This window comes from Pseudomonas benzenivorans, assembly GCF_033547155.1.
In the GTDB taxonomy this organism is placed as follows: Bacteria; Pseudomonadota; Gammaproteobacteria; order Pseudomonadales; family Pseudomonadaceae; genus Aquipseudomonas; species Aquipseudomonas benzenivorans_B.
Genome location: NZ_CP137892.1, coordinates 4,096,182 through 4,120,216, shown reverse-complemented (window position 1 = coordinate 4,120,216; position 24,035 = coordinate 4,096,182). Strand labels below are relative to the sequence as shown.

Below are 24,035 nucleotides of genomic sequence, written 5' to 3'. Positions count from 1 at the left end.
GCGCAGTGTAACAGGCGCGGCCGGCTAGGCGCGGCGGTGGCCCTAGAGGGTCAGGGTCAGGCCGTCGAGCAGGGCGCCGGGCAGCAGGGTCGAGCCGTTGTGGCGCTGCTGGTAGGTGCCGGTGGCCAGGCTCAGCTCGCGCTCGCGGGTCAGTGCCTCGAGCCGGCTGCCGAGCAGGCGATAGAGGCTGTCGTCGAAACGCATGCTGGCCAGCGGCGCCTGGATGCGCCCGTCCTCGACCCAGAAGCTGGCGAAGCGGGTCATGCCGGTGATGCGCGCGGCCGGTCGGTCGGAGTAGTTGAGGTACCACAGGTTGCCGATATACAGGCCGCGGTCGAGGCGCTCGAGAACCTGCGCCTGGGCCAGCTCGCCTCCGGCCATCACCAGGGCCGCGGGGGCCTCCCAAGGGCTGGCGCCATTGGCCGGCAGGCCGTATTCGGCGGCGCTGCGGGCGCTGACCAGCTGCTCCCCGGGTTGCCCGGCGCGGATCAGCTGCAGGTCGCGACGCGGATAGCCTTCGCTGGAGAAGCCGGGCAGCAGCGAGCCGGTGACCTGCTCCTGCAGGTGCAGCAGGGGGCTGAGCCGGGCCTCGCCGCTGTGCAGGCGCTGCAAGGGGCTGTCCTTTTCGGCCAGGGCCTGGGCGGAGAAACCGCCCCAGCCGAGCAGTTCCAGGACCTCCTGCAGGGCGGCGGGCGCCAGGTAGGCGCGGTAGTCGCCGGGCGCCAGGCTGCGAGCCGGCAGGCCCAGGTAGGCCAGCTGCTCGCGGGCCTCGGCCAGGCGTGTGGCGAAGGCCTCGGCCTGCCAGTGCTGACCGGCGTACTGCGCCTTGACCGCCTGGCCGTTGCCGTGGAACAGGCTCCAGTCGAGATTGAAGCTGCTCGCCTGGTGCCAGCCGAAGGCGCCGCTGGAGCTGGCGAAGCCGCGGCTGATGGACCCGGCGGCATAGAAACCGACCAGGTCCAGGCCGGCCGCCTCGCGGGCGACCTGCTCGACCACCTGGGCGCAGTCCGGCAACGCCTCGAGCTGCAGGCTATGGCTCTGCCAGGGCTCGCGGTTGAACTGCAGATAGGGATCGGGCGGCAGCAGCGGCAGGATAGCGCGCAGTTGCGACAGGGCTTCGGCCAGGCGGCGGCGGTCCTCTGCCAGCACGCCGCTCAGGGTCAGTTGCTGTTCGGCATGGCGGCCGCCCTGGATCAGTTGCAGCTCCAGGCTGGCCTGCCGCACCTGGCCGGCCTGGCGCACCCTGGCCTGGTTGAAGCGGACGAAATCGGACTGCTCGGCGGCGTAGCCGAGGCTGAAGTCCTCGCCCGGCGCCAGGGCATCGCCCAGCCACTGGGCCAGGGCCTGGAATTGCGCGAGGGCCTGGTTCATCAGGCGGCCCCGCCGAAAACGTCGACCGCGGCGAATACGCAGGCGGGGGTGGCATGGCCGACGCGCACCACCTGGTTCGGCTCGCCCTTGCCGCAGTGCGGGGTGCCGAGCACCTCCCGGGTGCTGGCGTCGCCGACGGCCGTGAGGGACTTCCAGAACTGGCTGGAGATACCGCGGTAATTGGGGTTCTTGACCACCCCGCGCAGCTCGCCCTGCTCGATCAGCTGGCCCCATTCGCAGCCGAACTGGAACTTGTTGCGCGCGTCGTCGATGGACCAGGACCTGTTGCTGGCCATCAGGATGCCGTGCTCGATGCCGCCGATCAGCTGCGCCAGGCTGTGTTCGCCCGGTTCAATATTGAGGTTGGCCATGCGGTCGATGGGCGGGCGGTTCCAGCTGCTGGCACGGCTATTGGCGACCCCCGGCAGGCCGCTGCGCAGCTGCGACAGGGCGCCGCCCAGGGGGCGCAGCAGCAGGCCGTCGCGGATCAGGTACTCCTTGCGCGCCGGGCGGCCGTCGTCGTCGAAGGCGTAGCTGGCCAGCTCCTCGGGCAGCGTGGGGTCGAAGGTCACGTTGAGCAGCGGCGAGCCGTATTGCAGGTGGCCGAAGTCTTCGGGCCTGACGAAGCTGGTACCGGCGAAGTTGCGTTCGTCGCCGAGGATGCGGTCCAGCTCCAGGGGGTGGCCGATGGACTCGTGCAGCTGCAGAATCATCTGGTCGGGCAGCAACAGCAGGTCGCGCGGCCCCGTCGGGGTGTTGGGCGCCAGCAGCAGCTGCAGGGCCTGCTCGGCGACCCGGGGGGCGGCGCCGACCAGGCCGAGGCGCTCGATGACCTCGGCGCCGCCCTGCTGGCCGAGGTGGGCGCCGCCGAGGTGGCGGGTCTGGCTGTCGTGGCCGTCGTAGGCGGTGACGCCCAGGTGCGGGTAGACGAAGCGCTGGGCCGAACTCAGCTCGGCGCCGGCGTTGTTCAGGTAGAGCTGCTCGACCTCGCTGATGTGCAGACCGACCCGCCAGTTGACCAGGCGCGGGTCGGCGGGCACCGCGGCCGATTCGGCGGTCAGCAGCTGGTAGCACTCGGCGAGTGTGGGGAAGGGGCGCTCGAAGCCCGGCGAACGGTACTCGCCGCGGGCGCCGGAGGGCGCCAGGGGGCGCTGGTCGAGCAGGGCGAGAGGGGCGATGCGCCGGGCCAGCGCGGTCGCCTGGTCGAGGGCGGCCTGCAGCCCCGGGCGCGAGAGGTCGCTGGTCGCCGCATAGGCCTCGACCCCGGCCAGCCGTGCGCAGAGCATCGCCCCTTCGTCGCGGCAGAAGCGCGGCGGCTCGGCGATCTGCTTGCGTACCGCCAGCTGCTGATGGTCCTGGCGCACGTAACGCAGCGACCAGTGCTCGGCGTCGCAGTGCAAGGCGGCGAAGTGGCGTTTGAGGGCGGCAAAGGCCTCGTGCATGCGGCGGTTCCTTTCACGTGGCCCGGCGTGGGGGCGTGGTGGCGGGAAGAGACGACCCGGGAGGGTGTTCATCATTGCCGATGGTGGGGGGACGGGCAAGGGCCGTCGGGCGTACGGGCAGGGGCTGTTGCGCGGAAACGAGAACGCCGCCCGCTCGGGCGGCGTTCCGGGGACGTCGCCTTAGAGGCCGACGTGTTTCTTCACGGCGGCGACGCCGTCCTGACCGTCGTAGGTGGTGACCCCGGCCAGCCACTTGTCGAGCATCTGCGGGTTGGCCTTGATCCAGTTCTTCGCGACTTCGGCCGGGTCCTGTTTCTCCAGCACCTTCTCCATCAGCTGGCTCTCGACTTCGACGCTGAACTGCAGGTTGTTCAGCAGCTTGCCGACGTTGGCGCAGCGGGCCTCGTAGTCCGGCGGTACCACGGTGTAGACCTTGGCGGCGCCGAAGTCGGGGCCGAACACCTCATCGCCACCGGACAGGTAGGTGATGTCGTACTGGGTGTTCATCGGGTGCGGGGCCCAGCCGAGGAACACCACCGGCTCCTTCTTCTTCACCGCGCGCTGCACCTGGACCAGCATGCCGGCCTCGCTGGACTCGACCATGCGGAAGCCGCCGAGGCCGAACTGGTCGCCCTTGATCATCTGCTCGATCAGCAGGTTGCCGTCGTTGCCCGGCTCGATGCCGTAGATCTTGCCGCCGAGCTGGTCCTTGAACTTGGCGATGTCCTGGAAGCTCTTGAGGCCGGCTTCGGCGGCGTAGGTCGGTACCGCCAGGGTGTACTTGGCGCCTTCCAGGTTGGGCGTGGGCAGCACCTTGACGCCGCCGTCCTTGGTGAAGGGCTCGATCACCGCATCCATCGAGGGGGCCCAGTAGCCGAGGAACACGTCGATCTGACTGTTCTTCACCCCGGTGAAGGCGATCGGCACCGAGGCCATGATCTTGCGCGGCTTGTAGCCCAGGCCCTCGGTCAGGGTCATGGCCACGCCGGTGGTGGCAGCGATGTCGGCCCAGCCGATCTCGGCGAAGCGCACCTGCTTGCAGCTTTCCGGTTCCTGGGCCCAGGCGCCCTGGAGCAGTGCGCAGGACAGCAGGCCCATGCCTGCGGCTGTCTTGAGTTTCTTCATGGGTGACTCCCTGTGTCGTTGGAATGGTGGGTTCAGGTTCACTGGCGCTGGAAGCGCGCGTTCACCCAGCTGATCAGGCCGCCACGGGGTGCGGTCTGCTTGGTGCCGAAACTCTCGGTGATGCGGTCGAGGATGATGGCCAGCAGCACCACGGCCATGCCGCTCTCGAAGCCTAGCCCGATATCCAGGCGTTGGATGCTCGCCAGCACGTCGTTGCCCAGGCCGCCGGCGCCGACCATGGAGGCGATGATCACCATGGACAGGGCCATCATGATGGTCTGGTTGACCCCGGCCATGATCGAGGGCATGGCGTTGGGCAGCTGCACCTTGAACAGCAGCTGGCGACCGGTGCAGCCGAAGGACTGGCCGGCCTCGACGATCTCCTTGTTGACCTGGCGGATGCCCAGGTTGGTCAGGCGCACGGCCGGCGGCATGGCGAAGATCACCGTGGCGATGATGCCGGGCACGCGGCCGAGGCCGAAGAGCATGGCGGCGGGGATCAGGTAGACGAAGGCCGGCATGGTCTGCATGAAGTCGAGGATCGGCCGGACGATGGTGGCGACGCGCTCGCTGCGAGCAGCCCAGATGCCCAGGGGGATGCCCAGCAGCAGGCTGATCAGGGTCGAGGAGAAGGTCAGGCCGAGGGTGACCACGGTCTGCTCCCAGAAGCCGGTCATGACGATGAGGATGAAGGACACGGCGGTGAAGCCGGCGAAGCGGGCGCCGATGCGCCACAGGCCGAGGCCGACGAAGATGGCGATCAGCAGCCAGGCCGGGGGCAGCATGAGCAGGGTCTCGATGCCTTCGGAGAAGCCGCTGACCACGCTGCCGACGCTGTCGAAGGCGCCGCTGTAGTTGTCCAGCAGGTGCTGGACCACGTCGTTGACCCAGCTGCCCAGATCGAGTTTCTTGTCGCTCATGTCATTCTCCCTGCAGGCGGTTCAGCAGGCGGCCCTTGCTGATGGCACCGCTGTAGAAGCCGTTGGCGTCGACCACCGGAATGGGGCCCTCGTTGTCCACCAGGCGCTCGATCACCTGGTCCAGGGGCATGTCCTCCGGCACCGGGACGATGGGCTTGAGCACGTCCTTGCTCAGCTTGATCGAGTGTCCACCCTCGGTCATCAGGGCGATCTTCTCCAGGCTGATGGAACCGGTGAAGCGCTTGTCCTGATCGACCACGAAGGCGTAGTGCTTGTCCTGGGCCTGCAACTCCTGGCACACGGTCAGGGCGCAGGGCGCCACGCCGTTGTTCACGTAGACCGGCACGCTGTCGGCCTTGAGCTGGCCGGCGGTGAGGTAGCGGTTGGTGTCGACGGTGTCGAAGAAGTTGCGCACGTAGTCGTTGGCGGGGTTGTCGACCAGTTCCTGGGGGGTGCCGACCTGGATCAGCTTGCCGCCTTCCATGATGCCGATGCGCGAGCCGATGCGCATGGCCTCCTCGATGTCGTGGGAGACGAAGATGATGGTGCGGCGGTGGGTCTTCTGCAGCTCCAGCAGCACGTCCTGCATCTCGCGGCGCTTGAGCGGGTCGAGGGCGGAGAAGGCCTCGTCCATGATCATGATCGAGGGGTCCACGGCCAGGGCGCGGGCCAGGCCGACGCGCTGCTGCATGCCACCGGAGAGCTGGTTGGGGTACTTGTGGGCGAAGGTGTCCAGGCCGACCTGGGCGAGCACGTCCATGGCGCGCTTCTCGCGTTCCTTGCGCCCGACCCCGGCCACTTCCAGGCCGAAGGCGGCGTTGTCCAGCACGCTGCGCGAGGGCATCAGGGCGAAGGACTGGAAGACCATGCTCATGTCGCGGCGGCGCAGGTCGACCAGCTCGGACTTGGCCATCTTGGCGACGTTCTGGCCGTCGATGTAGACATTGCCGGCGGACGGTTCGATGAGCCGGTTGATCAGGCGGATCAGGGTGGACTTGCCCGAGCCGGAGAGGCCCATGAGGACGAAGATCTCGCCCTCCTCGACGCTGAACGACACATCGCTGACGCCGATCACCGCGCCTTTCTCGGCGAGGATCTTGTCCTTGCTCCAGCCCTGCTTGAGCAGGTCGATGGCTTCTTCTGGGTTTTGGCCGAAGACCTTGTACAGGTTCTCGACGACGATCTTTCCTGACTGCATTTGGGGTGGGCCCTCTCTTATTAGAATCCAGTTCAGTTAGTGGTAACCCGGCGCGCAAGGCGTGGCGGCCGTGAGGTGCTATCGATAGTGCGTGCCTGTGTTGGTTGCTGTGACTGTGAGTTCTGGCGGCGCTGCACGCTCCTCTCGGGAGGCGGCAGCGCCACGGGTGTCCCTTGGGGGGCTAGCGCTGCGCCACGCGGCGCACCGGGGCGCCGGCCGCCACGTAGTAGGGGGCGGTGCTGCGCGGCAGCGGCGTGCGGCCGCGGATCCGGTCGGCGATCTTCTCGGCCATCATGATGGTCGGGGCGTTGAGATTGCCGGTGGTGATGATCGGCATGATCGAGGCGTCGACCACCCGCAGGCCTTCCAGGCCGTGCACCCGGCCCTGGCCGTCGACCACCGCCATGTCGTCCTCGCCCATCTTGCAGGAGCAGGAGGGGTGGAAGGCGGTTTCGGCGTGCTGGCGGACGAAGGCATCCAGCTCGGCATCGCTCTGCACCTCCTTGCCGGGGCTCAGCTCGCGGCCGCGGTAGGGATCGAGGGCCGATTGCGCCATGATCTCGCGGGTGATGCGGATGCCGTCGCGGAACTCCTGCCAGTCCTGCTCGGTGGACATGTAGTTGAACAGGATGCTCGGATGCTCGCGCGGGTCCCGGGACTTGAGCTGCACGCGGCCGCGGCTGGGGGAGCGCATGGAGCCGACGTGGGCCTGGAAGCCGTGTTCCTTGACCGCGTTGCTGCCGTTGTAATTGATCGCCACCGGCAGGAAGTGGTACTGGATGTTCGGCCACTCGAATTCTTCGCGGGTGCGGATGAAGCCGCCGGCCTCGAACTGGTTGCTGGCGCCGGTGCCCCGGCCGAGGAACATCCACTCGGCGCCGATCTTCGGCTGGTTCCACCACTGCAGCGCCGGGTACAGGGAAACCGGCTGCTTGCAGGCGTACTGCAGGTACATCTCCAGGTGGTCCTGGAGGTTCTGGCCGACCCCGGGCAGTTCGTGCACCAGGGGGATGCTCAGGTCGCGCAGCAGGGCGCCGGGGCCGACCCCGGAACGCTGGAGGATCTGCGGCGAGGCGATGGCGCCGCTGCACAGCAGCACCTCGCGGCGGGCATGCACGGTGGTCGGCGCGTTGCTGTTGCCCTTGAGGTAGGCGACGCCGATGGCGCGCTTGCCGTTGAACAGGATGCGATCGGTGAGGGCATGGGTGACGATGGTCAGGTTGGGGCGGCCGCGGGCCTGATCCAGGTAGCCGCGGGCGGTGCTGGCGCGACGGCCCCGGGGGGTCACGGTGCGGTCCATCGGACCGAAGCCTTCCTGCTGGTAGCCGTTGAGGTCGTCGGTGCGCGGGTAGCCGGCCTGCACGCCGGCCTCGATCATGGCTTGGAACAGGGGGTTGTTGCCGTTTTTAGGCGTCGTTACCGACACAGGGCCGTCGCCGCCGTGGTAGGCGTTGGGCCCGATGTCGCGGGTCTCGGCCTTGCGGAAATAGGGCAGGCAGTCCAGGTAGCTCCAGTCCTCCAGGCCCTCGAGCTTGGCCCAGCCGTCGTAGTCCATGGCGTTGCCGCGGATGTAGCACATGCCGTTGATCAGCGAGGAGCCGCCCAGGCCCTTGCCGCGGCCACACTCCATGCGGCGGTTGTTCATGTGCGGCTCGGGATCGGTCTCGTAGGCCCAGTTGTAGCGCCGGCCTTGCAGGGGAAAGGCCAGGGCGGCGGGCATCTGGGTGCGAAAGTCGAGGCGGTGGTCGGGGCCGCCGGCCTCCAGCAGCAGTACGCTGACGTCGGCATCCTCGGTCAGGCGGGTGGCCAGTACGTTGCCGGCCGAGCCGGCGCCGATGATGATGTAGTCGAATTCTTGGGACATGGAACCTTCCTGCGTAGGGTGGACCAGGCAAAGCCCTCAGCCACCGGGGCGGATCTGCAGTTGAGCGGTGGACCAGGCCGCTGCGCGGCCGGTCCACCCGACGGGTTCAGAACACCGAGGCGTAGTCGCCCAGCTCCACCTGCACCGACTTGACCTGGGTGTAGTGCTCGAGGGTCGCCACGCCGTTCTCGCGGCCGACGCCCGACTGCTTGTAGCCGCCCACCGGCATCTCCGCCGGCGACTCGCCCCAGGCGTTGATCCAGCAGATGCCGGCCTGCAGCTGGTGGATGACCCGGTGGGCGCGGGCCAGGTCGCGGGTCACCAGGCCGGCGGCCAGGCCGTACTCGGTGTCGTTGGCGCGGCGGATAGCCTCCTCTTCGCTGTCGTAGGCGAGGATGCTCATGACCGGGCCGAAGATCTCTTCGCGCACGATGGTCATCTCGTCGCGGCAATCGCTGAACACCGTGGGGGCGACATAGGCGCCCTGGGCGTAGGCGCCGTCGGTCACCCGCTGGCCGCCGCAGAGCAGGCGGGCGCCTTCCTTGCGGCCGGTTTCGATGTAGCCGAGCACGCTTTCCATGTGGGCGAAGCTGACCAGCGGGCCGAAGTTGGTGGCGGCATCCTCCGGGTTGCCCAGGCGGATGCGCTGCACCCGCTCCAGCACCTTGGCCTCGAAACTCGCCTGCAGTTGGCGCGGGATGAACACCCGGGTGCCGTTGGTGCAGACCTGACCGGAGCTGTAGAAGTTGGCCATCATGGCGATGTCGGCGGCGCGGTCGAGGTCGGCGTCGTCGAAGACGATCAGCGGCGACTTGCCGCCCAGCTCCATGGTCACGTCCTTGAGGGTCGAACCGGAGGCGCTGGCCATGACCTTCTTGCCGGTGCTGGTGCCGCCGGTGAAGGAGATCTTGGCGATGCCCGGGTGCTCGGTGAGCCACTGGCCGACTTCGCGGCCGCTGCCGGTGAGCACGTTGAACACGCCGTCCGGCAGGCCGGCCTCGGTGTAGATCTCGGCCAGCTTGAGCACCGACAGCGGGGTCACTTCGCTGGGCTTGAAGATCATGGCGTTGCCGGCGGCCAGGGCCGGGGCGGATTTCCACAGGGCGATCTGGATCGGGTAGTTCCAGGCGCCGATGCCGGCGACCACGCCCAGGGGCTCGCGGCGGGTGTAGACGAAGGACGACTCGCGCAGCGGAATCTGCTGGCCCTCCAGGGCCGGGATCAGGCCGGCGTAGTACTCCAGCACGTCGGCGCCGGTGACGATGTCCACCGCCTGGGTCTCCGACAGCGGCTTGCCGGTGTCGAGGGTCTCCAGCAGGGCCAGCTCGTCGTTGCGCGCGCGGAGAATGTCCACCGCCTTGCGCAGGATGCGCGAGCGCTGCATGGCGGTCATCGCCGCCCAGACCTTCTGCCCCTCGGTCGCACTGGCGACGGCGCGCTCGACGTCGTCCTTGCCGGCGCGCTGGACCTGGGCCAGCACCTCGCCGTTGGCCGGATTGACGGTTTCGAAGCGGGTGCCGCTGCTCGAGTCGACGTAGCGACCTCCGATATAGAGTTTCTGTTCGTCGAATCGGGCCATGGCGGAATCCTCTTTGATGATCGTTTACGCAAGGCGGGCGGTCTTTCTGCGCCCTGACCGGCTTGGCCGGTCGTGTGGCTCGGGCCGGTCGTGAAGGTGGAAGCCAGACTAGGTTATTTTTATTGAATGTTCAATCAATAAAAATATTCGGGAACGACAAGGCCTGCGCCGAATGCGACGACGCAGGTCATCTCTATGGTCGAAGAGCGGCGGGTTGGCGGCGGCACGCCCGTGCTGGACGGGCTGGAGAGATCAGCGCGCGGTGGAGTCGAGGGTGCGCTCGCGCGGGGCTGTGGTGCGCTCGGCCTTGGCCAGTTGCAGGTCGAGGTAGTCGTAGGCGATCTGCACGGCCTGCTGGGTGTCGAAGGCACCGCCGGACAGGGCGCCGCGTAGCCACAGGCCGTCGATCAGCGCGGCCAGGCCGCGAGCGGCGGCACGGGACTGTCGCTGCGGCAGGGCGCGCAGGAACTGGCCGCACAGGTTGGAGTACAGGCGATGGTCGTTGATCCGCTGCAGGCGGCGCAGGGCGGGGTGGTGCATGCTGGCGGCCCAGAAGGCCAGCCAGGTCTTCATGGCCGGGCCGTTGACCTGGCTGTCGTCGAAGTTGCTGTCGATGATCGCCCGCAGCTGGGCGCGCGGGCTGTCTTCCTCGAGCGCCGCGCGGCGCGCGCGCGAGGCCTGGCTCAGGGCCTGCATCAGGTGGCGCATGGTCGCGGCGAGCAGGCCGTTTTTGTCTTGGAAGTAGTGGCTGATGATGCCGTTCGATACGCCGGCCAGGCGGGCGATATAGGCGATGCTGGCCTCGCTCATGCCGACCTGGTCGACGGCTTCGAGGGTGGCGGCGATCAGCTGCGAGCGACGGATTGGCTGCATTCCAACCTTGGGCATCGGTGTCTCCAACGATTGGCGGTTCCCGGGATTGGGCGCAGTCTAGGGCGGTTTTTATTGGTCGATCAATCAAATATGCCGTTCGCGCGGCGAGTTGTCGGTGCGGGGCATGCCCGGGACGGCGCTCGGTCGTGGTCCCGGACACGAGAAAGCGGGCCGTAGCCCGCTTTCTGTTGGTGCCGGAGAGGGCTTATTTCAGCCAGCTGTCAACCCGCTCGGGGTTCTTGGCGACCCAGTCCTTGGCCGCGTCTTCCGGCTTGGCGCCGTCGCGGATGGCCAGCATCACCGAGCCGATCTCCTCGCTGGTCCAGGAGAACTTCTTGAGGAAGGCCACGGCTTCCGGAGCCTTGGTGTTCAGGCTGGGATGGACCACGGTGTCGACGCGCTCGGCGTCGCCATAGACGCCTTTCGGGTCTTCGAGGAAGCGCAGCTTCCACTTGGCGAACATCCAGTGCGGTACCCAGCCGGGCACCACGATGGCTTCGTTCTTCTTGATGGCGCGGGCCAGGGCGGTGGCCATGGCCGGGCCGGAGCTGGGCATCAGCTTGAAGTCGAGGCCGTACTTCTCGACGGCTTCCTCGGTGCGGCGCATCACGCCGGCGCCGGCGTCGATACCGGTGATCTTGCCGCCGTAGGCGTCCTTGGTCTTGTTCAGGTCATCGATGCTCTTGGCTTCGACGTAGTCGGGTACCACCAGGCCGATCTTGGCATCGTTGTAGTTGGTGCCGAGGATCTCGATCTTGTCTTGAACCTTGGTCAGGTACTCGCCATGGGTCACCGGGAGCCAGGCGGAGAGCAGACCGTCGATATCGCCGCGGCCGACGCCCTGCCACATGATGGCGGGCTCGAGGGGCTTGAGCTCGACATCGTAGCCGAGCTTGCTTTCTATGATTTCGGCGGCGAGGTAGCTGGTGGCGACGCTATCGTCCCAGCCGTTGACGAAACCGAAGGTCAGGGTGGGTTTGTCCGCGGCCATGGCAGTGGTCATGCCGAGCGCCAGGGCGGCGGCGGCGAGGCCTTGGGTAAGGGTCTTGAGTTTGCGCATAGGTGTAACTCCGTCAGGGTGAGTTGCAGTTCTTGTTGGTGTTACTGGCTCGTTCTGAGTACGGGTACTGCGCCGGCCGGACTGCACTGGCAGGACGGCTGGTACGCGAGCCGCGAGGCGAATCGCTGGCTCTAGGGGGTTGCAGGCAAGCGGCGGATGGCGCCGCGGTTTGCCCTGGCCCGCCCGGTGGTCGAGCGGGTCAGGTTCCTTCGGCCGGTTAGAGGCCGACGTGTTTCTTCACGGCGGCGACGCCGTCCTGGCCGTCGTAGGTGGTGACCCCGGCCAGCCACTTGTCGAGCATCTGCGGGTTGGCCTTGATCCAGTTCTTCGCGACTTCGGCCGGGTCCTGTTTCTCCAGCACCTTCTCCATCAGCTGGCTCTCGATCTCGACGCTGAACTGCAGGTTGTTCAGCAGCTTGCCGACGTTGGCGCAGCGGGCCTCGTAGTCCGGCGGTACCACGGTGTAGACCTTGGCGGCGCCGTAGTCGGGGCCGAACACCTCATCGCCACCGGACAGATAGGTGATGTCGTACTGGGTGTTCATCGGGTGCGGGGCCCAGCCGAGGAACACCACCGGCTCCTTTTTCTTCACCGCGCGCTGCACCTGGACCAGCATGCCGGCCTCGCTGGACTCGACCATGCGGAAGCCGCCGAGGCCGAACTGGTCGCCCTTGATCATCTGCTCGATCAGCAGGTTGCCGTCGTTGCCCGGCTCGATGCCGTAGATCTTGCCGCCGAGCTGGTCCTTGAACTTGGCGATGTCCTGGAAGCTCTTGAGACCGGCCTCGGCCGCGTAGGTCGGTACCGCCAGGGTGTACTTGGCGCCTTCCAGGTTGGGCGTGGGCAGCACCTTGACGCCGCCGTCCTTGGTGAAGGGCTCGATCACCGCATCCATCGAGGGGGCCCAGTAGCCGAGGAACACGTCGATCTGACTGTTCTTCACCCCGGTGAAGGCGATGGGCACCGAGGCCATGATCTTGCGCGGCTTGTAGCCCAGTCCCTCGGTCAGGGTCATGGCCACGCCGGTGGTGGCGGCGATGTCGGCCCAGCCGATCTCGGCGAAGCGCACCTGCTTGCAGCTTTCCGGCTCCTGGGCCCAGGCCGCTTGGGCCAGGACGCAAGAGAGGAGGCCGAGGCCGGCGATGCTCTGCAACTTCTTCATTAATGACTCCCTGTATGAATGGAAAAAGGTGAGGCGCTCACTGGCGTTGGAAGCGCGCGTTCACCCAGCTGATCAGGCTGCTGCGTGGCGCGGTCTGCTTGGTGCCGAAACTCTCGGTGATGCGGTCGAGGATGATGGCCAGCAGCACCACGGCCATGCCGCTCTCGAAGCCTAGCCCGATATCCAGGCGTTGGATGCTCGCCAGCACGTCGTTGCCCAGGCCGCCGGCGCCGACCATGGAGGCGATGATCACCATGGACAGGGCCATCATGATGGTCTGGTTGACCCCGGCCATGATCGAGGGCATGGCGTTGGGCAGCTGCACCTTGAACAGCAGCTGGCGACCGGTGCAGCCGAAGGACTGGCCGGCCTCGACGATCTCCTTGTTGACCTGGCGGATGCCCAGGTTGGTCAGGCGCACGGCCGGCGGCATGGCGAAGATCACCGTGGCGATGATGCCGGGCACGCGGCCGAGGCCGAAGAGCATGGCGGCGGGGATCAGGTAGACGAAGGCCGGCATGGTCTGCATGAAGTCGAGGATCGGCCGGACGATGGTGGCGACGCGCTCGCTGCGGGCGGCCCAGATGCCCAGGGGGATGCCCAGCAGCAGGCTGATCAGGGTCGAGGAGAAGGTCAGGCCGAGGGTGACCACGGTCTGCTCCCAGAAGCCGGTCATGACGATGAGGATGAAGGACACGGCGGTGAAGCCGGCGAAGCGGGCGCCGATGCGCCACAGGCCGAGGGCGACGAAGATGGCGATCAGCAGCCAGGCCGGGGGCAGCATCAGCAGGGTCTCGATGCCCTCGGAGAAGCCGCTGACCACGCTGCCGACGCTGTCGAAGGCGCCGCTGTAGTTGTCCAGCAGGTGCTGGACCACGTCGTTGACCCAGCTGCCCAGGTCGAGTTTCTTGTCGCTCATGTCATTCTCCCTGCAGGCGGTTCAGCAGGCGGCCCTTGCTGATGGCGCCGCTGTAGAAGCCGTTGGCGTCGACCACCGGAATGGGGCCCTCGTTGTCCACCAGGCGCTCGATCACCTGGTCCAGGGGCATGTCCTCCGGCACCGGGTCGATGCGCTTGAGTACGTTCAGGTCCAGGTCGCACTGGCTGTTGCCGTCGACCATCAGGGCGATCTTCTCCAGGCTGATGGAGCCGCAGAAACGCTTCTCGCCGTCGACGATGAAGGCGTAGTGCTTGTCCTGGGCCTGCAGCTCCTGGCACACCTGGTTGGCGCTGGGGGCGATGCCGTTGTGCACGTAGAGCGGCACGCTGTCGGCCTTGAGCTGGCCGGCGGTGAGGTAGCGGTTGGTGTCGACGGTGTCGAAGAAGTTGCGCACGTAGTCGTTGGCCGGGTTGTCGACCAGCTCCTGGGGGGTGCCGACCTGGATCAGCTTGCCGCCTTCCATGATGCCGATGCGCGAGCCGATGCGCATGGCCTCCTCGATGTCGTGGGAGACGAAGATGATGGTGCGGCGGTGGGTCTTCTGCAGCTCCAGCAGCACGTCCTGCATCTCGCGGCGCTTGAGCGGGTCGAGGGCGGAGAAGGCCTCGTCCATGATCATCATCGAGGGGTCCACGGCCAGGGCGCGGGCCAGGCCGACGCGCTGCTGCATGCCGCCGGACAGCTCGTGGGGATACTTGTGGGCGAAGGTGTCCAGGCCGACCTGGGCGAGCACGTCCATGGCGCGCTTCTCGCGTTCCTTGCGGCCGACTCCGGCCACTTCCAGGCCGAAGGCGGCGTTGTCCAGCACGCTGCGCGAGGGCATCAGGGCGAAGGACTGGAAGACCATGCTCATGTCGCGGCGGCGCAGGTCGACCAGCTCGGACTTGGCCATCTTGGCGACGTTCTGGCCGTCGATGTAGACGTCACCGGCGCTGGGCTCGATGAGGCGGTTGATCAGGCGGATCAGGGTGGACTTGCCCGAGCCGGAGAGGCCCATGAGGACGAAGATCTCGCCCTCCTCGACGCTGAACGACACATCGCTGACGCCGATCACCGCGCCTTTTTCGGCGAGTATCTTGTCCTTGCTCCAGCCCTGCTTGAGCAGGTCGATGGCTTCTTGGGGTTGCTGGCCGAAGACCTTGTACAGGTTCTCGACGACGATCTTTCCAGACTTCATGGGAGGTTTCCCCTTCAGTAGACATCCAGACCAGCTACATGGAACCCGATGAGCGCCCTCGGGCGATTCGTCAGGTGATGCCGACTGTTCTTGCCTGTGTGGGTGGTCATGATTTCCGGGTTTGGGCAACATTCTGCAGGGCGGCGCGGGGGACACTCGGACACAGTCGGGGTGCTGCGCCACCTGCCATGTCGGCCGTGGGCGCTAATCGCCTGTGTCGATGAATGATCCTTGCTGTGCCGTGCTGCAAACTGCTTTCCAAACCCTCTGGCAGTGTTACGAAGCCCAATCCTTTGGGGATCACACCTCTAATCGAGATGTACGTACGTCCGAATTTTCTTGTTGGGCTGGCGCCCAAGTGGGGGAGCCAGCGCTTATCTGTTTTCGGTCCGGAGCTGTGGGACTCCGGTCTACCGACTCCCGGAGGAGGCGGCAGCGACGAGATCGGCTGACTCAACGATATAGGCTTCGAAAGGCCGCAATTGTCGGTTTACGACGTCGACGTGCTGGGCGACGACATGGCGGCTACCTAAAAAAACCATAACAGATTATAGGCCGCCTTGGCCAAGGCGGCCGGCCGCGCGAGGCTCGTTCTAAAGCCTCGCGCAGGGGTTCAGGGGACGTGTGCCGGGGGTTGCGGCGGATTCGCCGCAGGGGGAATTTATGGCCTTTGGCCGCTATCCAGCGGGCTGCCGTCGCGCTTGGTGACGCCCTGCAGCCACTGAGCGCGGGTCTGCGGATTGGCTTTCAACCAGGCCTTGGCTTCGCGCCTCGGGGTGGTGTTCTGATTGAGGATGGCCTCCATCAGGTCGTTCTCCATCTGCAGGCTGAAACGCAGGTTCTTCAGCAGGCGGCCGAGGTTCGGGCACTGGCTGGCGTAGCCCTTGCGCACCGCGGTATAGACGGTGGCACCGCCCAGGTTGGGGCCGAAGTAGTCGTCGCCGCCGGGCAGGTAGTTCATCTTCAGCTGGTTGTTCATCGGGTGCGGCTCCCAGCCGAGGAACACCGCCGCTTTGCCGAGGTGGTCGGCGCGTTTGACGTGCAGGATCATGTCCGACTCGCTGGACTCCACCAGCTTGAAGTCGCTGAGATCGAAGGCATTCTTCTCGATCATCTGCTGGATCGTCTTGTTGGCGCTGTTGCCCGGCTCGATGCCGTGGATCTTGCCGCCCAGGGCCTTCTTGAACTTGGCGATGTCCTCGAAGCTCCTGATCCCGGCGTCGAAGCCGGTCTGGTTGACCGCCAGGGTGTACTTGGCGCCTTCCAGGTTGACCGCGATCAGCTCGATCGAGCCGTCATCCAGATAGGGGCGTATGCCCTTTTCCGAGCTGGGCATCCACAGGTCGAGAAAGACGTCCAGTTCGTTGTTGCTCAGGGCGTCGTAGGTCTCGGGCACCGACAGGCGTTTGACCTGGGTGCGATAGCCCAGTTCGCTGAGCAGCAGGCGGGTGACGGCGTTGGTGGTGATCAGGTCGGTCCAGCCGACGTCGGCCAGGCGGACACGATCGCAGGCGGCGGGGTCCGCCGCCTGGGCCAGCAATGGGGTGCTCAGCAATGCTGCCAATAGATAGCTTCTGTAGCGTTTCATGGGCGCTTCCAAGTAACCGATGACGGGCTCCCTGCCGCTCCGGCACGGGGCGTGTGGCCCTGGGCGAGGCGAGGCGGCCGGCGCAGGGGGCGCCTGGATCATGGCGCCAGAGCCGGACTATTGCCTACGCGCGAGGTCGCGTACGGAACGCTTTTGTCGCATTTCGTGCCGCCTGTGCGGAAAAAGTGTCAGCTGGGTCACGAAAGCCCGTGGGGGTGTTCGACGAACGCGCCGCCCACTGACGGATTTGGACATGGACGAGTCGGTGTGGGACTCCGGCCTGCCCGGGAAATCTCGATGATGGCGCCATTGCAGGACCCAGTTCAGGAGATTGTCGTGGCTATTAGTGTGTTCGACCTGTTCAAGATCGGTATCGGGCCGTCCAGCTCCCATACCGTCGGCCCCATGCGCGCCGCGGCGCTGTTCGTCGGTGCCCTGCGCGATCGTCGCCTGCTCGAGCGCGTCGGCCGTGTCGAGGTGCGCCTGTACGGTTCGCTGTCGGCCACCGGCGTCGGTCACGGCAGCGACACCGCGGTGATCATGGGGCTGATGGGCGAATGGCCCGACAGCATCGACCCGAGCCAGATCGCCCCGCGTATCGAGGCGCTGCGCGCCAGCGGCCAGCTGCAGCTGGACGGGCGCCTGGCGGTGGCCTTCGACTGGCAGCGCGACATGCTGCTGCTGGAGGAGAACCTGCCGTACCACCCCAATGCCATGACGCTGACGGCGTTCTGCGGCGAAGGCCGCGAGCTGCACAGCGACACCTACTACTCGATCGGCGGCGGCTTCGTGGTCGACGCCGAGCAGGCCGCCGCCGGCCAGCTGGACCAGGACAGCACCAAGCTGCCCTACGATTTCAACAGCGCCGCCGAGCTGCTGAGCCTGTGCAAGCAGCACGGCCTGCGCGTGTCGCAGCTGATGATGGAGAACGAGAAGGCCTGGCGCAGCGAGGCGGAGATCCGCGCCGGCCTGATGCGCCTGTGGCAGGCCATGCGCGACTGCGTGGACAACGGCCTGAAGCAGGAAGGCATCCTGCCCGGCGGCCTCAACGTCAAGCGCCGCGCCGCCAAGCTGCACCGCAGCCTGCAGGAGATGAGCAAGCCCAACGTGATCGGCTCGACCCTGAGCGGCATGGAGTGGGTCAACCTGTTCGCCCTGGCGGTGAACGAGGAAAACGCCGCCGGCGGACGCATGGTGACCGCGCCGACCAACGGCGCGGCCGGCATCATTCCGGCGGTGCTGCACTACTACGTGCGCTTCAGCCCGGCGGTGACCGAGGCCGACGTGGTCGACTACCTGCTGGCGGCCGCCGCCGTGGGCATCCTGTGCAAGAAGAACGCCTCGATCTCCGGTGCCGAAGTCGGCTGTCAGGGCGAGGTCGGTTCGGCCTGCGCCATGGCCGCCGCGGGCCTGGCGGAGATCCTCGGCGCCACCCCGGAGCAGCTGGAGAACGCCGCCGAGATCGGCCTGGAGCACAACCTGGGGCTGACCTGCGACCCGGTCGGCGGCCTGGTCCAGGTGCCGTGCATCGAGCGCAACGCCATCGCCGCGGTGAAGGCGATCAACGCCGCGCAGATGGCCCTGCGCGGCGACGGCGAGCATTTCATCTCCCTCGACCGGGTGATCCGCACCATGCGCGACACCGGTGCCGACATGCACGACAAGTACAAGGAAACCTCGCGCGGTGGCCTGGCGGTCAGCGCGGTCGAGTGTTGAGGTGCCGGCCATCCCGGCTTGAGCTTTACTTGGGGACGTGGCAGCGATGCTGCCCGTCCCTTTTTTGCCAGGCGGGCTCTGTGCCCTGCACTCCTGCGGTGCGGGGCGCGGGTCGGCCAGGTGGCACCCTGGGTCTGACCCATCGGTCAGATGGCATGCCACTGGTCGGTTAGCGGTGTTACCCACACGGATGCTGGGGTGACAACTTCCCGCTTCTACGGTGCTACCGAAATGCTCAAACGCCCGAAAAAGTGGCGTTTCACGTCGCAAATAGAATCGTTCTGTCGCTCCCGAGACGGCCGCATGGCACGTAGATTGGATGTTTCATTTTTAATTGGACAGCCAATTTAGATTAGGCACGGCGTTTGCTTCGTGATGCAAACCGGTCCGGGGTTGTCTTAACTTCCGGAAGAACAAGATGAAGAGCCTCGCCACGAAGGCTCCACTACGTGCTTAGCGTGAGGGTTTCACTGATGTCGCAGTCCACTCCAGGGGCCCAGCCCCAGAACCGTGTTCCGCAGTCCATTGGCTTCTTGTTGCTGGACAACTTCACCCTGATTTCCCTGGCTTCGGCCGTGGAACCTCTGCGCATGGCCAACCAGCTCTCCGGCAATGAGCTGTATCGTTGGTACACCCTGACCCAGAGCGGCCTGCCGGTGAGCGCCAGCGATGGCCTGCAGATCACCCCCGATGCCGGCCTGGACAATGCGCCGGCCCTGGATACGGTGATCGTCTGCGGCGGCGTCGACATCCAGCACAGCGTCACGCGCGAGCACCTGCACTGGCTGCAGGTCCAGGCCCGCCATGGCCGTCAGCTGGGCGGCGTGTGCACCGGCAGCTGGGCGCTGGCCAAGGCCGGCCTGCTCGACGGCTTCGACTGCAGCGTGCACTGGGAATTCCTCGCGGCGATGCAGGAGGCCTTCCCCCGGGCGGCCATCACCACCCGCCTGTTCTCCATCGACCGCAGCCGCTACACCTCCTCCGGCGGCACCGCGCCGATGGACATGATGTTGCACCTGATCGGCCGCGAGCATGGTCGCGAGTTGGCGGCGGCGATCTCCGAGATGTTCATCTACGAGCGTATCCGCAACGAGCAGGATCATCAGCGCGTGCCGCTCAAGCACATGCTCGGCACCAACCAGCCGAAGTTGCAGGAAATCGTCGCGCTGATGGAGGCCAATCTGGAGGAGCCGATCGACCTCGACGAGCTGGCCTGTTACGTCGACGTATCGCGCCGCCAGCTCGAGCGCCTGTTCCAGAAGTACCTGCACTGCTCGCCGTCGCGCTACTACCTCAAATTGCGCCTGATCCGCGCGCGCCAGCTGCTCAAGCAGACCTCGATGTCGATCATCGAGGTGGCCTCGGTGTGCGGCTTCGTCTCCACCCCGCACTTCTCCAAGTGCTACCGCGAGTACTTCGGCATTCCGCCGCGCGATGAGCGCGCGGGGCAGACCTCCACCAGCGTGGTGGGCCTGGTGCCGATGCCGGAAGACCTGCTGCGGCCGTCCACCTCCACGTCCACGGCGATGACCGCGTTGAGCCGCGCCCAGGGCGAGTCGACCTTCGCCAGCGTCAAGCTCTATCCACATCGCCAGCAGTGACCGGGCAATGAAAAGGGGCGCTTATAGCGCCCCTTTTCATTGCCGTTAAAAGCCTATCCGCGCGGCGCCAGGGCCGGCAACAGGTGCCGGGAAATCGCCTCGCGCACGGTCGGCAGCAGGGTGGCGTTGCCGCCCAGCAGCTCCTCGACCAGTCGGCGCAGGGCCTGGGCGCGATCCGGGCTGAGGCCCTGCACCGCGTATTCGCAGGCCTGCTCGGCGCTGACGCCGGGGGGAATGGACAGGCCCAGTGCCACCAGGCGGTCGCGGAAGTCCTCTTGGTCGATCAGGTCGGCGTGCATCATGGTCCGGTTTCTCCCTCAATTGGCGACGCAGGACGGGCCGTGCCGCGGCATGGCCCCCTGCGCATCGGTGGCTGAGACTAGCGCAGCACACCCTCTTCGATCAGTAGCTTGAAGATAGCCTCGGCGCCTTCCTGTGGCGAGACATCTTTGAGCACCTGACCGCCGCCGCCGGAGGCCTTGGCGGTGGCCGCCTTCATCCGCTCGGCACCGGTCTTGGCCTTGATCACCTTGAGGCGCTTGGGGCGCGGACGGGCCGGTTGCAGCTGGGCCTCGGCCAGCAGCTTATCCTCGACCACGGCCACGTCTTCGGCACGCAGTTGGCCGCGGCGAGCCGGGCCGAAGGCACTCTGGCGAGCAGTCGGCGCGGCATTGTCGACGCTGGCGAGGAACGGCAGGCGTACCCGCAGGCGGCGGCGCTGGCCGCGGGGCAGGGCCTGCAGCACCTGGGCCACGCCGTTCTCCACCTTCTCCACCTCGGCCAGGCCGACCACCAAGGGCCAGCCCAGGCGCTCGGCCAGGAGGAAGGGCAGCATGCCCGAACCTTCGCCGGTTTCCGCCTGGCTGCCGGTCAGCACCAGCTGGGCGCCGGCCTCCTGCAGGTAGCGGGTCAGTGCCGGCAGGGCGTCGGCCTGCTTGGGTTGCTCGAGTACCGCCATCTCCGCCAGGCCCATGCCCAGGTAGGCGCGCAGGGCCTCTTCCTGGGGATCGCCGGCGTGCAGCACCTGCAGCTTGTCGCCGGCCAGGCGCAGGCCCAGTTCGACGGCGCGCGAATCCTGTTCGGCGCGCCGGGCGCGGCCGGAGGTCGGGTGGGCGCCGACCGAGACCAGGGTGATGATGTTCAAGTCAGTCATGGCTCACCCGTAGCCCGGAATGCATCCGGGAAAAAGTTGCGAACGGCCCGGAAGCGATCCGGGCGCCGAGAGCATCAGGCCGCATCACGGGCACCTCCCTGGCGATAGGCGCTGACCTTGTCCATCAGTGCCTGGAGAATCTGCGCCGAGTCGCCGATCACCGACAGGTCGGCACGCTTGATCATGTCGCAGCCCGGGTCCATGTTCACCGCCACCACCTTGTCGCAGGCGCCGATGCCCTGCAGGTGCTGGATGGCGCCGGAGATGCCGACCGCCAGGTAGACCCGTGCGGTGACCCAGGTGCCGGTGGCGCCGACCTGGCGGTCGCGCGGCATGAAGCCGTCGTCCACCGCCACCCGCGAGGCGCCCTCGGTGGCGCCGAGGATCTGGGCGGCCTGGTGGAACTGCTGCCAGTCCTTGACCCCGTTGCCGCCGGAGAGGATGAACTCGGCCTCGGCCATGGGGATCAGGGCCGGGTCCACGGCCACCGCGCCGAGGTCCTCGATGCGCGGCAGGCTGTGGGCGATCTGGCTTTCCAGCGCCAGCGGGCGCACCTCGTGGCGGGTGTCGCCGACCGGCTCGGCACATTCGGCGGCGGCCAGGATCAGCCGCGGGGCCTTGCGGGCCAGGTCCTGCTGGCCGGCACCGGCGCGGCCGATGCACTGGCCGTCGGCAACCTGCCAGACCCGCGTGGCCGGACGCTCGCCGAGCTTGGCGGCCAGGCGCCGACCCAGCTCGCCGCCACCGGTGCGGCTGTCGGGCAGCAGCCAGTGGCGCGGCGCCAGCTGGCTTTCCACGGCGCTGAGGGCCAGCACGCGCTGTTCCGGGGCGTAGCCGTCGAAGGCCTCGCCGTCGATCTGCAGCAGGCGGTCGACGCCGGCGGTGTCGAAGGCGCTCTCCTTATGCTCGCCGAACACCACGGCCAGCACCGCACCGCCGTCGGCGGCCAGCTTGTGGGCCAGGCCGAGCAGGTCCTTGTCGTGGGCCGACAGGCGGCCGCCGACCATGTCCGGGACCACGGCGATGTAGAACGCCGGCTGCTCGACCAGGTGCAACGGCAGCTGCACGGCGGCCGCGGCCGCCGTGCGCTTCTGGCCGCCGCCCTGCTGGGCGCCGGAGCGGTCGATGCGCTTGATGCCGTTGGGGCCGATAAAGCCAATGGCATGCGGATTTTTGCGGATGACGCCGTTGGGTCCCATCCAGCTGGTCTGCGCCACCTGCATGGCCGCGTGCAGCGGGTGCAGGCGGTTGCGGGCGATCCATTCGGCGCGGGGATCGCGGCGGATAATGTCGCTCATCAGTGCACCTCCAGGGCTTCAGGCTTGGTGGGCGCCGGCTTCTTCGCCGGGGCGGGGGCCTCCAGCAGCACGTCGGCGACCAGTTCGGCGATGTCCTTGATCTCCGGGCGCGGCGCGACCACGCCTTCGAGCATCGCGGTGCACTGCGGGCAGCCCACGGCGACCAGTTCGGCGCCGGTTTCCTTGATGTCGACCATGCGCATGTCGGGAATCCGCTGCTTGCCGGGGATGTCGGTGATCGGCGCGCCGCCGCCGCCGCCGCAGCAACGCGAGCGGAAGCCGGAGCGTTCCATTTCCTTGACCTCGATGCCGATGGCCTTGAGTACGCTGCGCGGCGCCTCGTACTCGCCGTTGTAGCGGCCCAGGTAGCAGGGGTCGTGGTAGGTGACGCTGCCGCCCTTGTGCTGGCCGAGGCTGAGTTTCTGCCCGCTGATCAGCTCTTCCATGTAGGTGCTGTGGTGCAGGACTTCGTAATGGCCGCCGAGGGCGCCGTACTCGTTCTTCAACACGTGGAAGCTGTGTGGGTCGCAGGTGACGATCTTCTTGAAGCGGTACTGGCTCATGGTGGCGATGTTGCGCTTGGCCAGGGTCTGGAAGGTCGCCTCGTCGCCCAGGCGGCGGGCCACGTCGCCGCTGTCGCGCTCTTCCAGGCCGAGCACGGCGAAGTCGACGTCGGCGGCCTTGAGCACCTTGACGAAGGCGCGCAGAGTGCGCTGGTTGCGCATGTCGAAGGCGCCATCACCGACCCAGAACAGCACCTCGGCTTCCTTCTTCTCGCTCATCAGTGCCAGGTTGAGGTCCGCCGCCCAGTTCAGGCGGCCGCCCGGGGCGAAGCCGCCGGGGTTGTCGGTGGCGATCAGGTTGTCCAGCACCTCGGCGCCCTTGTTCGGGGTCGCGCCCTTCTCCAGGGTCAGGTGGCGGCGCATGTCGACGATGGCGTCGACGTGCTCGATCATCATCGGGCACTCCTCGACGCAGGCCCGGCAGGTGGTGCAGGACCACAGGGTGTCGGCCTCCACCAGGCCCTTGCCGCCCTGGACCACGATCGGCTGGTGCGGACCGCCGCCGTGCTCACCCAGCGGGATGCCCGGGTAGGGGCTGCCGGCGAACTTGGCGTCGTTGCCGCCGGCCAGGCCGATGACCATGTCCTGGATCAGCTTCTTCGGGTTCAGCGGCTGGCCGGCGGCGAAGGCCGGGCACATGGCCTCGCACTTGCCGCACTGCACGCAGGCGTCGAAACCGAGCAGCTGGTTCCAGGTGAAGTCGGTGGGTTTCTCCACGCCCAGAGGCGCGGACACGTCGTCCAGGTTCAGCGCCTTGAGGCCGCTCGAACGGCCGCCGCCGAAGCGCTCGGCGCGGCGGTGCCAGGCCAGGTGCAGGGCGCCGGCGAATGCGTGCTTCATCGGCCCGCCCCAGGTCATGCCGAAGAACAGCTCGGACACGCCCCAGGCCACGCCGACCGCGAGAATCACGGCGAGGACCCAGCCGCCGAAGTCGGCCGGGAGGATGCCGGCCACCGGCAGGGTGGCGATGAAGAAGCTCACCGAGAACATCAGCAGGCTCTTCGGCAGGCGGTTCCATGGGCCCTTGGACAGGCGCGCCGGGGGATTCTTGCGACGCTTGGCGACGAACAGCGCACCGACGAACATCAGCACCGTGGCGGCCAGCAGGGCGAAGCCGAGAATCCGGTTGTGCAGGCCGAAACCGTGCACCAGGATCGCCAGCACGGCGGCCAGGACGAAGCCGCCGGCGGTGGCCACGTGGGTCTTGGACATGTACTTGTCGCGCTCGACCACGTGGTGCAGGTCGACCAGGTAGCGGCGCGGCATGGCCAGCAGGCCGCCGATCCAGTCGACCTGGGCCGGCTTGCCGCGGCGCCACATCAGGAAGCGCTTGGCGGCGCCGAGCACGGCCAGCGCCAGGGCGGCGAACAGCAGAATGGGGAGAAGGGTGTTCAACATCATCGGG

The 24,035-nt window shown here is 67.3% G+C and carries 19 protein-coding genes; 2 read left to right on the top strand and 17 right to left on the bottom strand.

The window, feature by feature from the left end:
* Positions 1-42 precede the first annotated feature (42 nt).
* The 13 genes from SBP02_RS19065 to choX all read right to left on the bottom strand — a co-directional run bounded on the left by SBP02_RS19065 (position 43) and on the right by choX (position 16,299).
* Positions 43-1,371 carry a TldD/PmbA family protein gene (locus SBP02_RS19065; protein ID WP_318643971.1) on the bottom strand — a complete coding sequence of 443 codons (1,329 nt, stop codon included), beginning with the start codon at positions 1,369-1,371 and terminating at the stop codon, positions 43-45.
* Positions 1,371-2,813 carry a TldD/PmbA family protein gene (locus SBP02_RS19060; RefSeq protein ID WP_318643970.1) on the bottom strand — a complete coding sequence of 481 codons (1,443 nt, stop codon included), beginning with the start codon at positions 2,811-2,813 and terminating at the stop codon, positions 1,371-1,373. The genes SBP02_RS19065 and SBP02_RS19060 overlap by 1 nt, the downstream gene beginning before the upstream one ends.
* A 180-nt stretch (positions 2,814-2,993) precedes the next feature.
* The gene (locus tag SBP02_RS19055; protein ID WP_318643969.1) at positions 2,994-3,938 is read right to left on the bottom strand and encodes a choline ABC transporter substrate-binding protein; all 945 of its coding nucleotides are present in this window, start codon (positions 3,936-3,938) and stop codon (positions 2,994-2,996) included.
* Positions 3,939-3,976: 38 nt separating this feature from the next.
* Positions 3,977-4,858: an ABC transporter permease gene (locus SBP02_RS19050; RefSeq protein WP_318643968.1), complete on the bottom strand. Its 882-nt coding sequence runs from the start codon at positions 4,856-4,858 to the stop codon at positions 3,977-3,979.
* A 1-nt stretch (position 4,859) separates the two neighbouring features.
* Complete coding sequence (locus tag SBP02_RS19045; RefSeq protein ID WP_318643967.1) at positions 4,860-6,056, bottom strand: quaternary amine ABC transporter ATP-binding protein; 1,197 nt, start codon at positions 6,054-6,056, stop codon at positions 4,860-4,862.
* A 181-nt stretch (positions 6,057-6,237) separates the two neighbouring features.
* Entirely contained in the window at positions 6,238-7,920 is a 1,683-nt protein-coding gene (gene betA / locus SBP02_RS19040) for a choline dehydrogenase (RefSeq protein WP_318643966.1), read from the bottom strand.
* 106 nt (positions 7,921-8,026) lie between these two features.
* Positions 8,027-9,499, bottom strand: coding sequence for a betaine-aldehyde dehydrogenase (gene betB, locus SBP02_RS19035; RefSeq protein WP_318643965.1), 1,473 nt, complete (start codon positions 9,497-9,499; stop codon positions 8,027-8,029).
* Between the two features lie 252 nt (positions 9,500-9,751).
* Positions 9,752-10,387, bottom strand: coding sequence for a transcriptional regulator BetI (gene betI / locus SBP02_RS19030; protein WP_318643964.1), 636 nt, complete (start codon positions 10,385-10,387; stop codon positions 9,752-9,754).
* 190 nt (positions 10,388-10,577) lie between these two features.
* Positions 10,578-11,432 carry a glycine betaine ABC transporter substrate-binding protein gene (locus tag SBP02_RS19025; RefSeq protein ID WP_318643963.1) on the bottom strand — a complete coding sequence of 285 codons (855 nt, stop codon included), beginning with the start codon at positions 11,430-11,432 and terminating at the stop codon, positions 10,578-10,580.
* 217 nt (positions 11,433-11,649) lie between these two features.
* A complete protein-coding gene (locus SBP02_RS19020) occupies positions 11,650-12,594 on the bottom strand; it encodes a choline ABC transporter substrate-binding protein (protein ID WP_318643962.1) in 945 nt (314 codons plus the stop codon).
* Positions 12,595-12,631: 37 nt separating this feature from the next.
* The gene (locus SBP02_RS19015) at positions 12,632-13,513 is read right to left on the bottom strand and encodes an ABC transporter permease (protein WP_318643961.1); all 882 of its coding nucleotides are present in this window, start codon (positions 13,511-13,513) and stop codon (positions 12,632-12,634) included.
* Between the two features lies 1 nt (position 13,514).
* Positions 13,515-14,711 carry a quaternary amine ABC transporter ATP-binding protein gene (locus tag SBP02_RS19010; protein ID WP_318643960.1) on the bottom strand — a complete coding sequence of 399 codons (1,197 nt, stop codon included), beginning with the start codon at positions 14,709-14,711 and terminating at the stop codon, positions 13,515-13,517.
* Positions 14,712-15,372: 661 nt separating this feature from the next.
* On the bottom strand, positions 15,373-16,299 hold the full coding sequence (gene choX, locus SBP02_RS19005) for a choline ABC transporter substrate-binding protein (protein WP_318643959.1): 927 nt from the start codon (positions 16,297-16,299) through the stop codon (positions 15,373-15,375).
* A 336-nt stretch (positions 16,300-16,635) separates the two neighbouring features.
* Between choX and SBP02_RS19000 the strand changes: the two genes are divergently transcribed.
* Complete coding sequence (locus tag SBP02_RS19000; protein ID WP_318643958.1) at positions 16,636-18,015, top strand: L-serine ammonia-lyase; 1,380 nt, start codon at positions 16,636-16,638, stop codon at positions 18,013-18,015.
* Between the two features lie 473 nt (positions 18,016-18,488).
* Entirely contained in the window at positions 18,489-19,616 is a 1,128-nt protein-coding gene (gene gbdR / locus SBP02_RS18995) for a choline metabolism transcriptional regulator GbdR (protein ID WP_318643957.1), read from the top strand.
* A 53-nt stretch (positions 19,617-19,669) separates the two neighbouring features.
* On the opposite strand, the gene SBP02_RS18990 is transcribed toward gbdR, so the two are convergent.
* The 4 genes from SBP02_RS18990 to dgcB form a co-directional block, all read right to left on the bottom strand.
* Entirely contained in the window at positions 19,670-19,918 is a 249-nt protein-coding gene (locus tag SBP02_RS18990) for a hypothetical protein (RefSeq protein ID WP_318643956.1), read from the bottom strand.
* 77 nt (positions 19,919-19,995) lie between these two features.
* Entirely contained in the window at positions 19,996-20,769 is a 774-nt protein-coding gene (gene etfB / locus SBP02_RS18985; RefSeq protein ID WP_318643955.1) for an electron transfer flavoprotein subunit beta, read from the bottom strand.
* Between the two features lie 74 nt (positions 20,770-20,843).
* The gene (etfA, locus tag SBP02_RS18980; RefSeq protein ID WP_318643954.1) at positions 20,844-22,067 is read right to left on the bottom strand and encodes an electron transfer flavoprotein subunit alpha; all 1,224 of its coding nucleotides are present in this window, start codon (positions 22,065-22,067) and stop codon (positions 20,844-20,846) included.
* A complete protein-coding gene (gene dgcB / locus SBP02_RS18975; protein WP_318643953.1) occupies positions 22,067-24,028 on the bottom strand; it encodes a dimethylglycine demethylation protein DgcB in 1,962 nt (653 codons plus the stop codon). Before dgcB ends, etfA begins: the two co-directional genes overlap by 1 nt.
* Positions 24,029-24,035 lie beyond the last annotated feature (7 nt).

Coding starts and splice junctions, on each gene's coding strand:
- SBP02_RS19045 (WP_318643967.1), bottom strand. CDS start 6,056: ATGCAGTCAGGAAAGATCGTCGTCGAGAACCTGTACAAGGTCTTCGGC.
- betB (WP_318643965.1), bottom strand. CDS start 9,499: ATGGCCCGATTCGACGAACAGAAACTCTATATCGGAGGTCGCTACGTC.
- etfB (WP_318643955.1), bottom strand. CDS start 20,769: ATGACTGACTTGAACATCATCACCCTGGTCTCGGTCGGCGCCCACCCG.
- betI (WP_318643964.1), bottom strand. CDS start 10,387: ATGCCCAAGGTTGGAATGCAGCCAATCCGTCGCTCGCAGCTGATCGCC.
- SBP02_RS19020 (WP_318643962.1), bottom strand. CDS start 12,594: ATGAAGAAGTTGCAGAGCATCGCCGGCCTCGGCCTCCTCTCTTGCGTC.
- dgcB (WP_318643953.1), bottom strand. CDS start 24,028: ATGTTGAACACCCTTCTCCCCATTCTGCTGTTCGCCGCCCTGGCGCTG.
- SBP02_RS19025 (WP_318643963.1), bottom strand. CDS start 11,432: ATGCGCAAACTCAAGACCCTTACCCAAGGCCTCGCCGCCGCCGCCCTG.
- SBP02_RS18990 (WP_318643956.1), bottom strand. CDS start 19,918: ATGATGCACGCCGACCTGATCGACCAAGAGGACTTCCGCGACCGCCTG.
- choX (WP_318643959.1), bottom strand. CDS start 16,299: ATGAAACGCTACAGAAGCTATCTATTGGCAGCATTGCTGAGCACCCCA.
- SBP02_RS19055 (WP_318643969.1), bottom strand. CDS start 3,938: ATGAAGAAACTCAAGACAGCCGCAGGCATGGGCCTGCTGTCCTGCGCA.
- SBP02_RS19065 (WP_318643971.1), bottom strand. CDS start 1,371: ATGAACCAGGCCCTCGCGCAATTCCAGGCCCTGGCCCAGTGGCTGGGC.
- betA (WP_318643966.1), bottom strand. CDS start 7,920: ATGTCCCAAGAATTCGACTACATCATCATCGGCGCCGGCTCGGCCGGC.
- SBP02_RS19010 (WP_318643960.1), bottom strand. CDS start 14,711: ATGAAGTCTGGAAAGATCGTCGTCGAGAACCTGTACAAGGTCTTCGGC.
- SBP02_RS19015 (WP_318643961.1), bottom strand. CDS start 13,513: ATGAGCGACAAGAAACTCGACCTGGGCAGCTGGGTCAACGACGTGGTC.
- SBP02_RS19050 (WP_318643968.1), bottom strand. CDS start 4,858: ATGAGCGACAAGAAACTCGATCTGGGCAGCTGGGTCAACGACGTGGTC.
- SBP02_RS19060 (WP_318643970.1), bottom strand. CDS start 2,813: ATGCACGAGGCCTTTGCCGCCCTCAAACGCCACTTCGCCGCCTTGCAC.
- gbdR (WP_318643957.1), top strand. CDS start 18,489: ATGTCGCAGTCCACTCCAGGGGCCCAGCCCCAGAACCGTGTTCCGCAG.
- etfA (WP_318643954.1), bottom strand. CDS start 22,067: ATGAGCGACATTATCCGCCGCGATCCCCGCGCCGAATGGATCGCCCGC.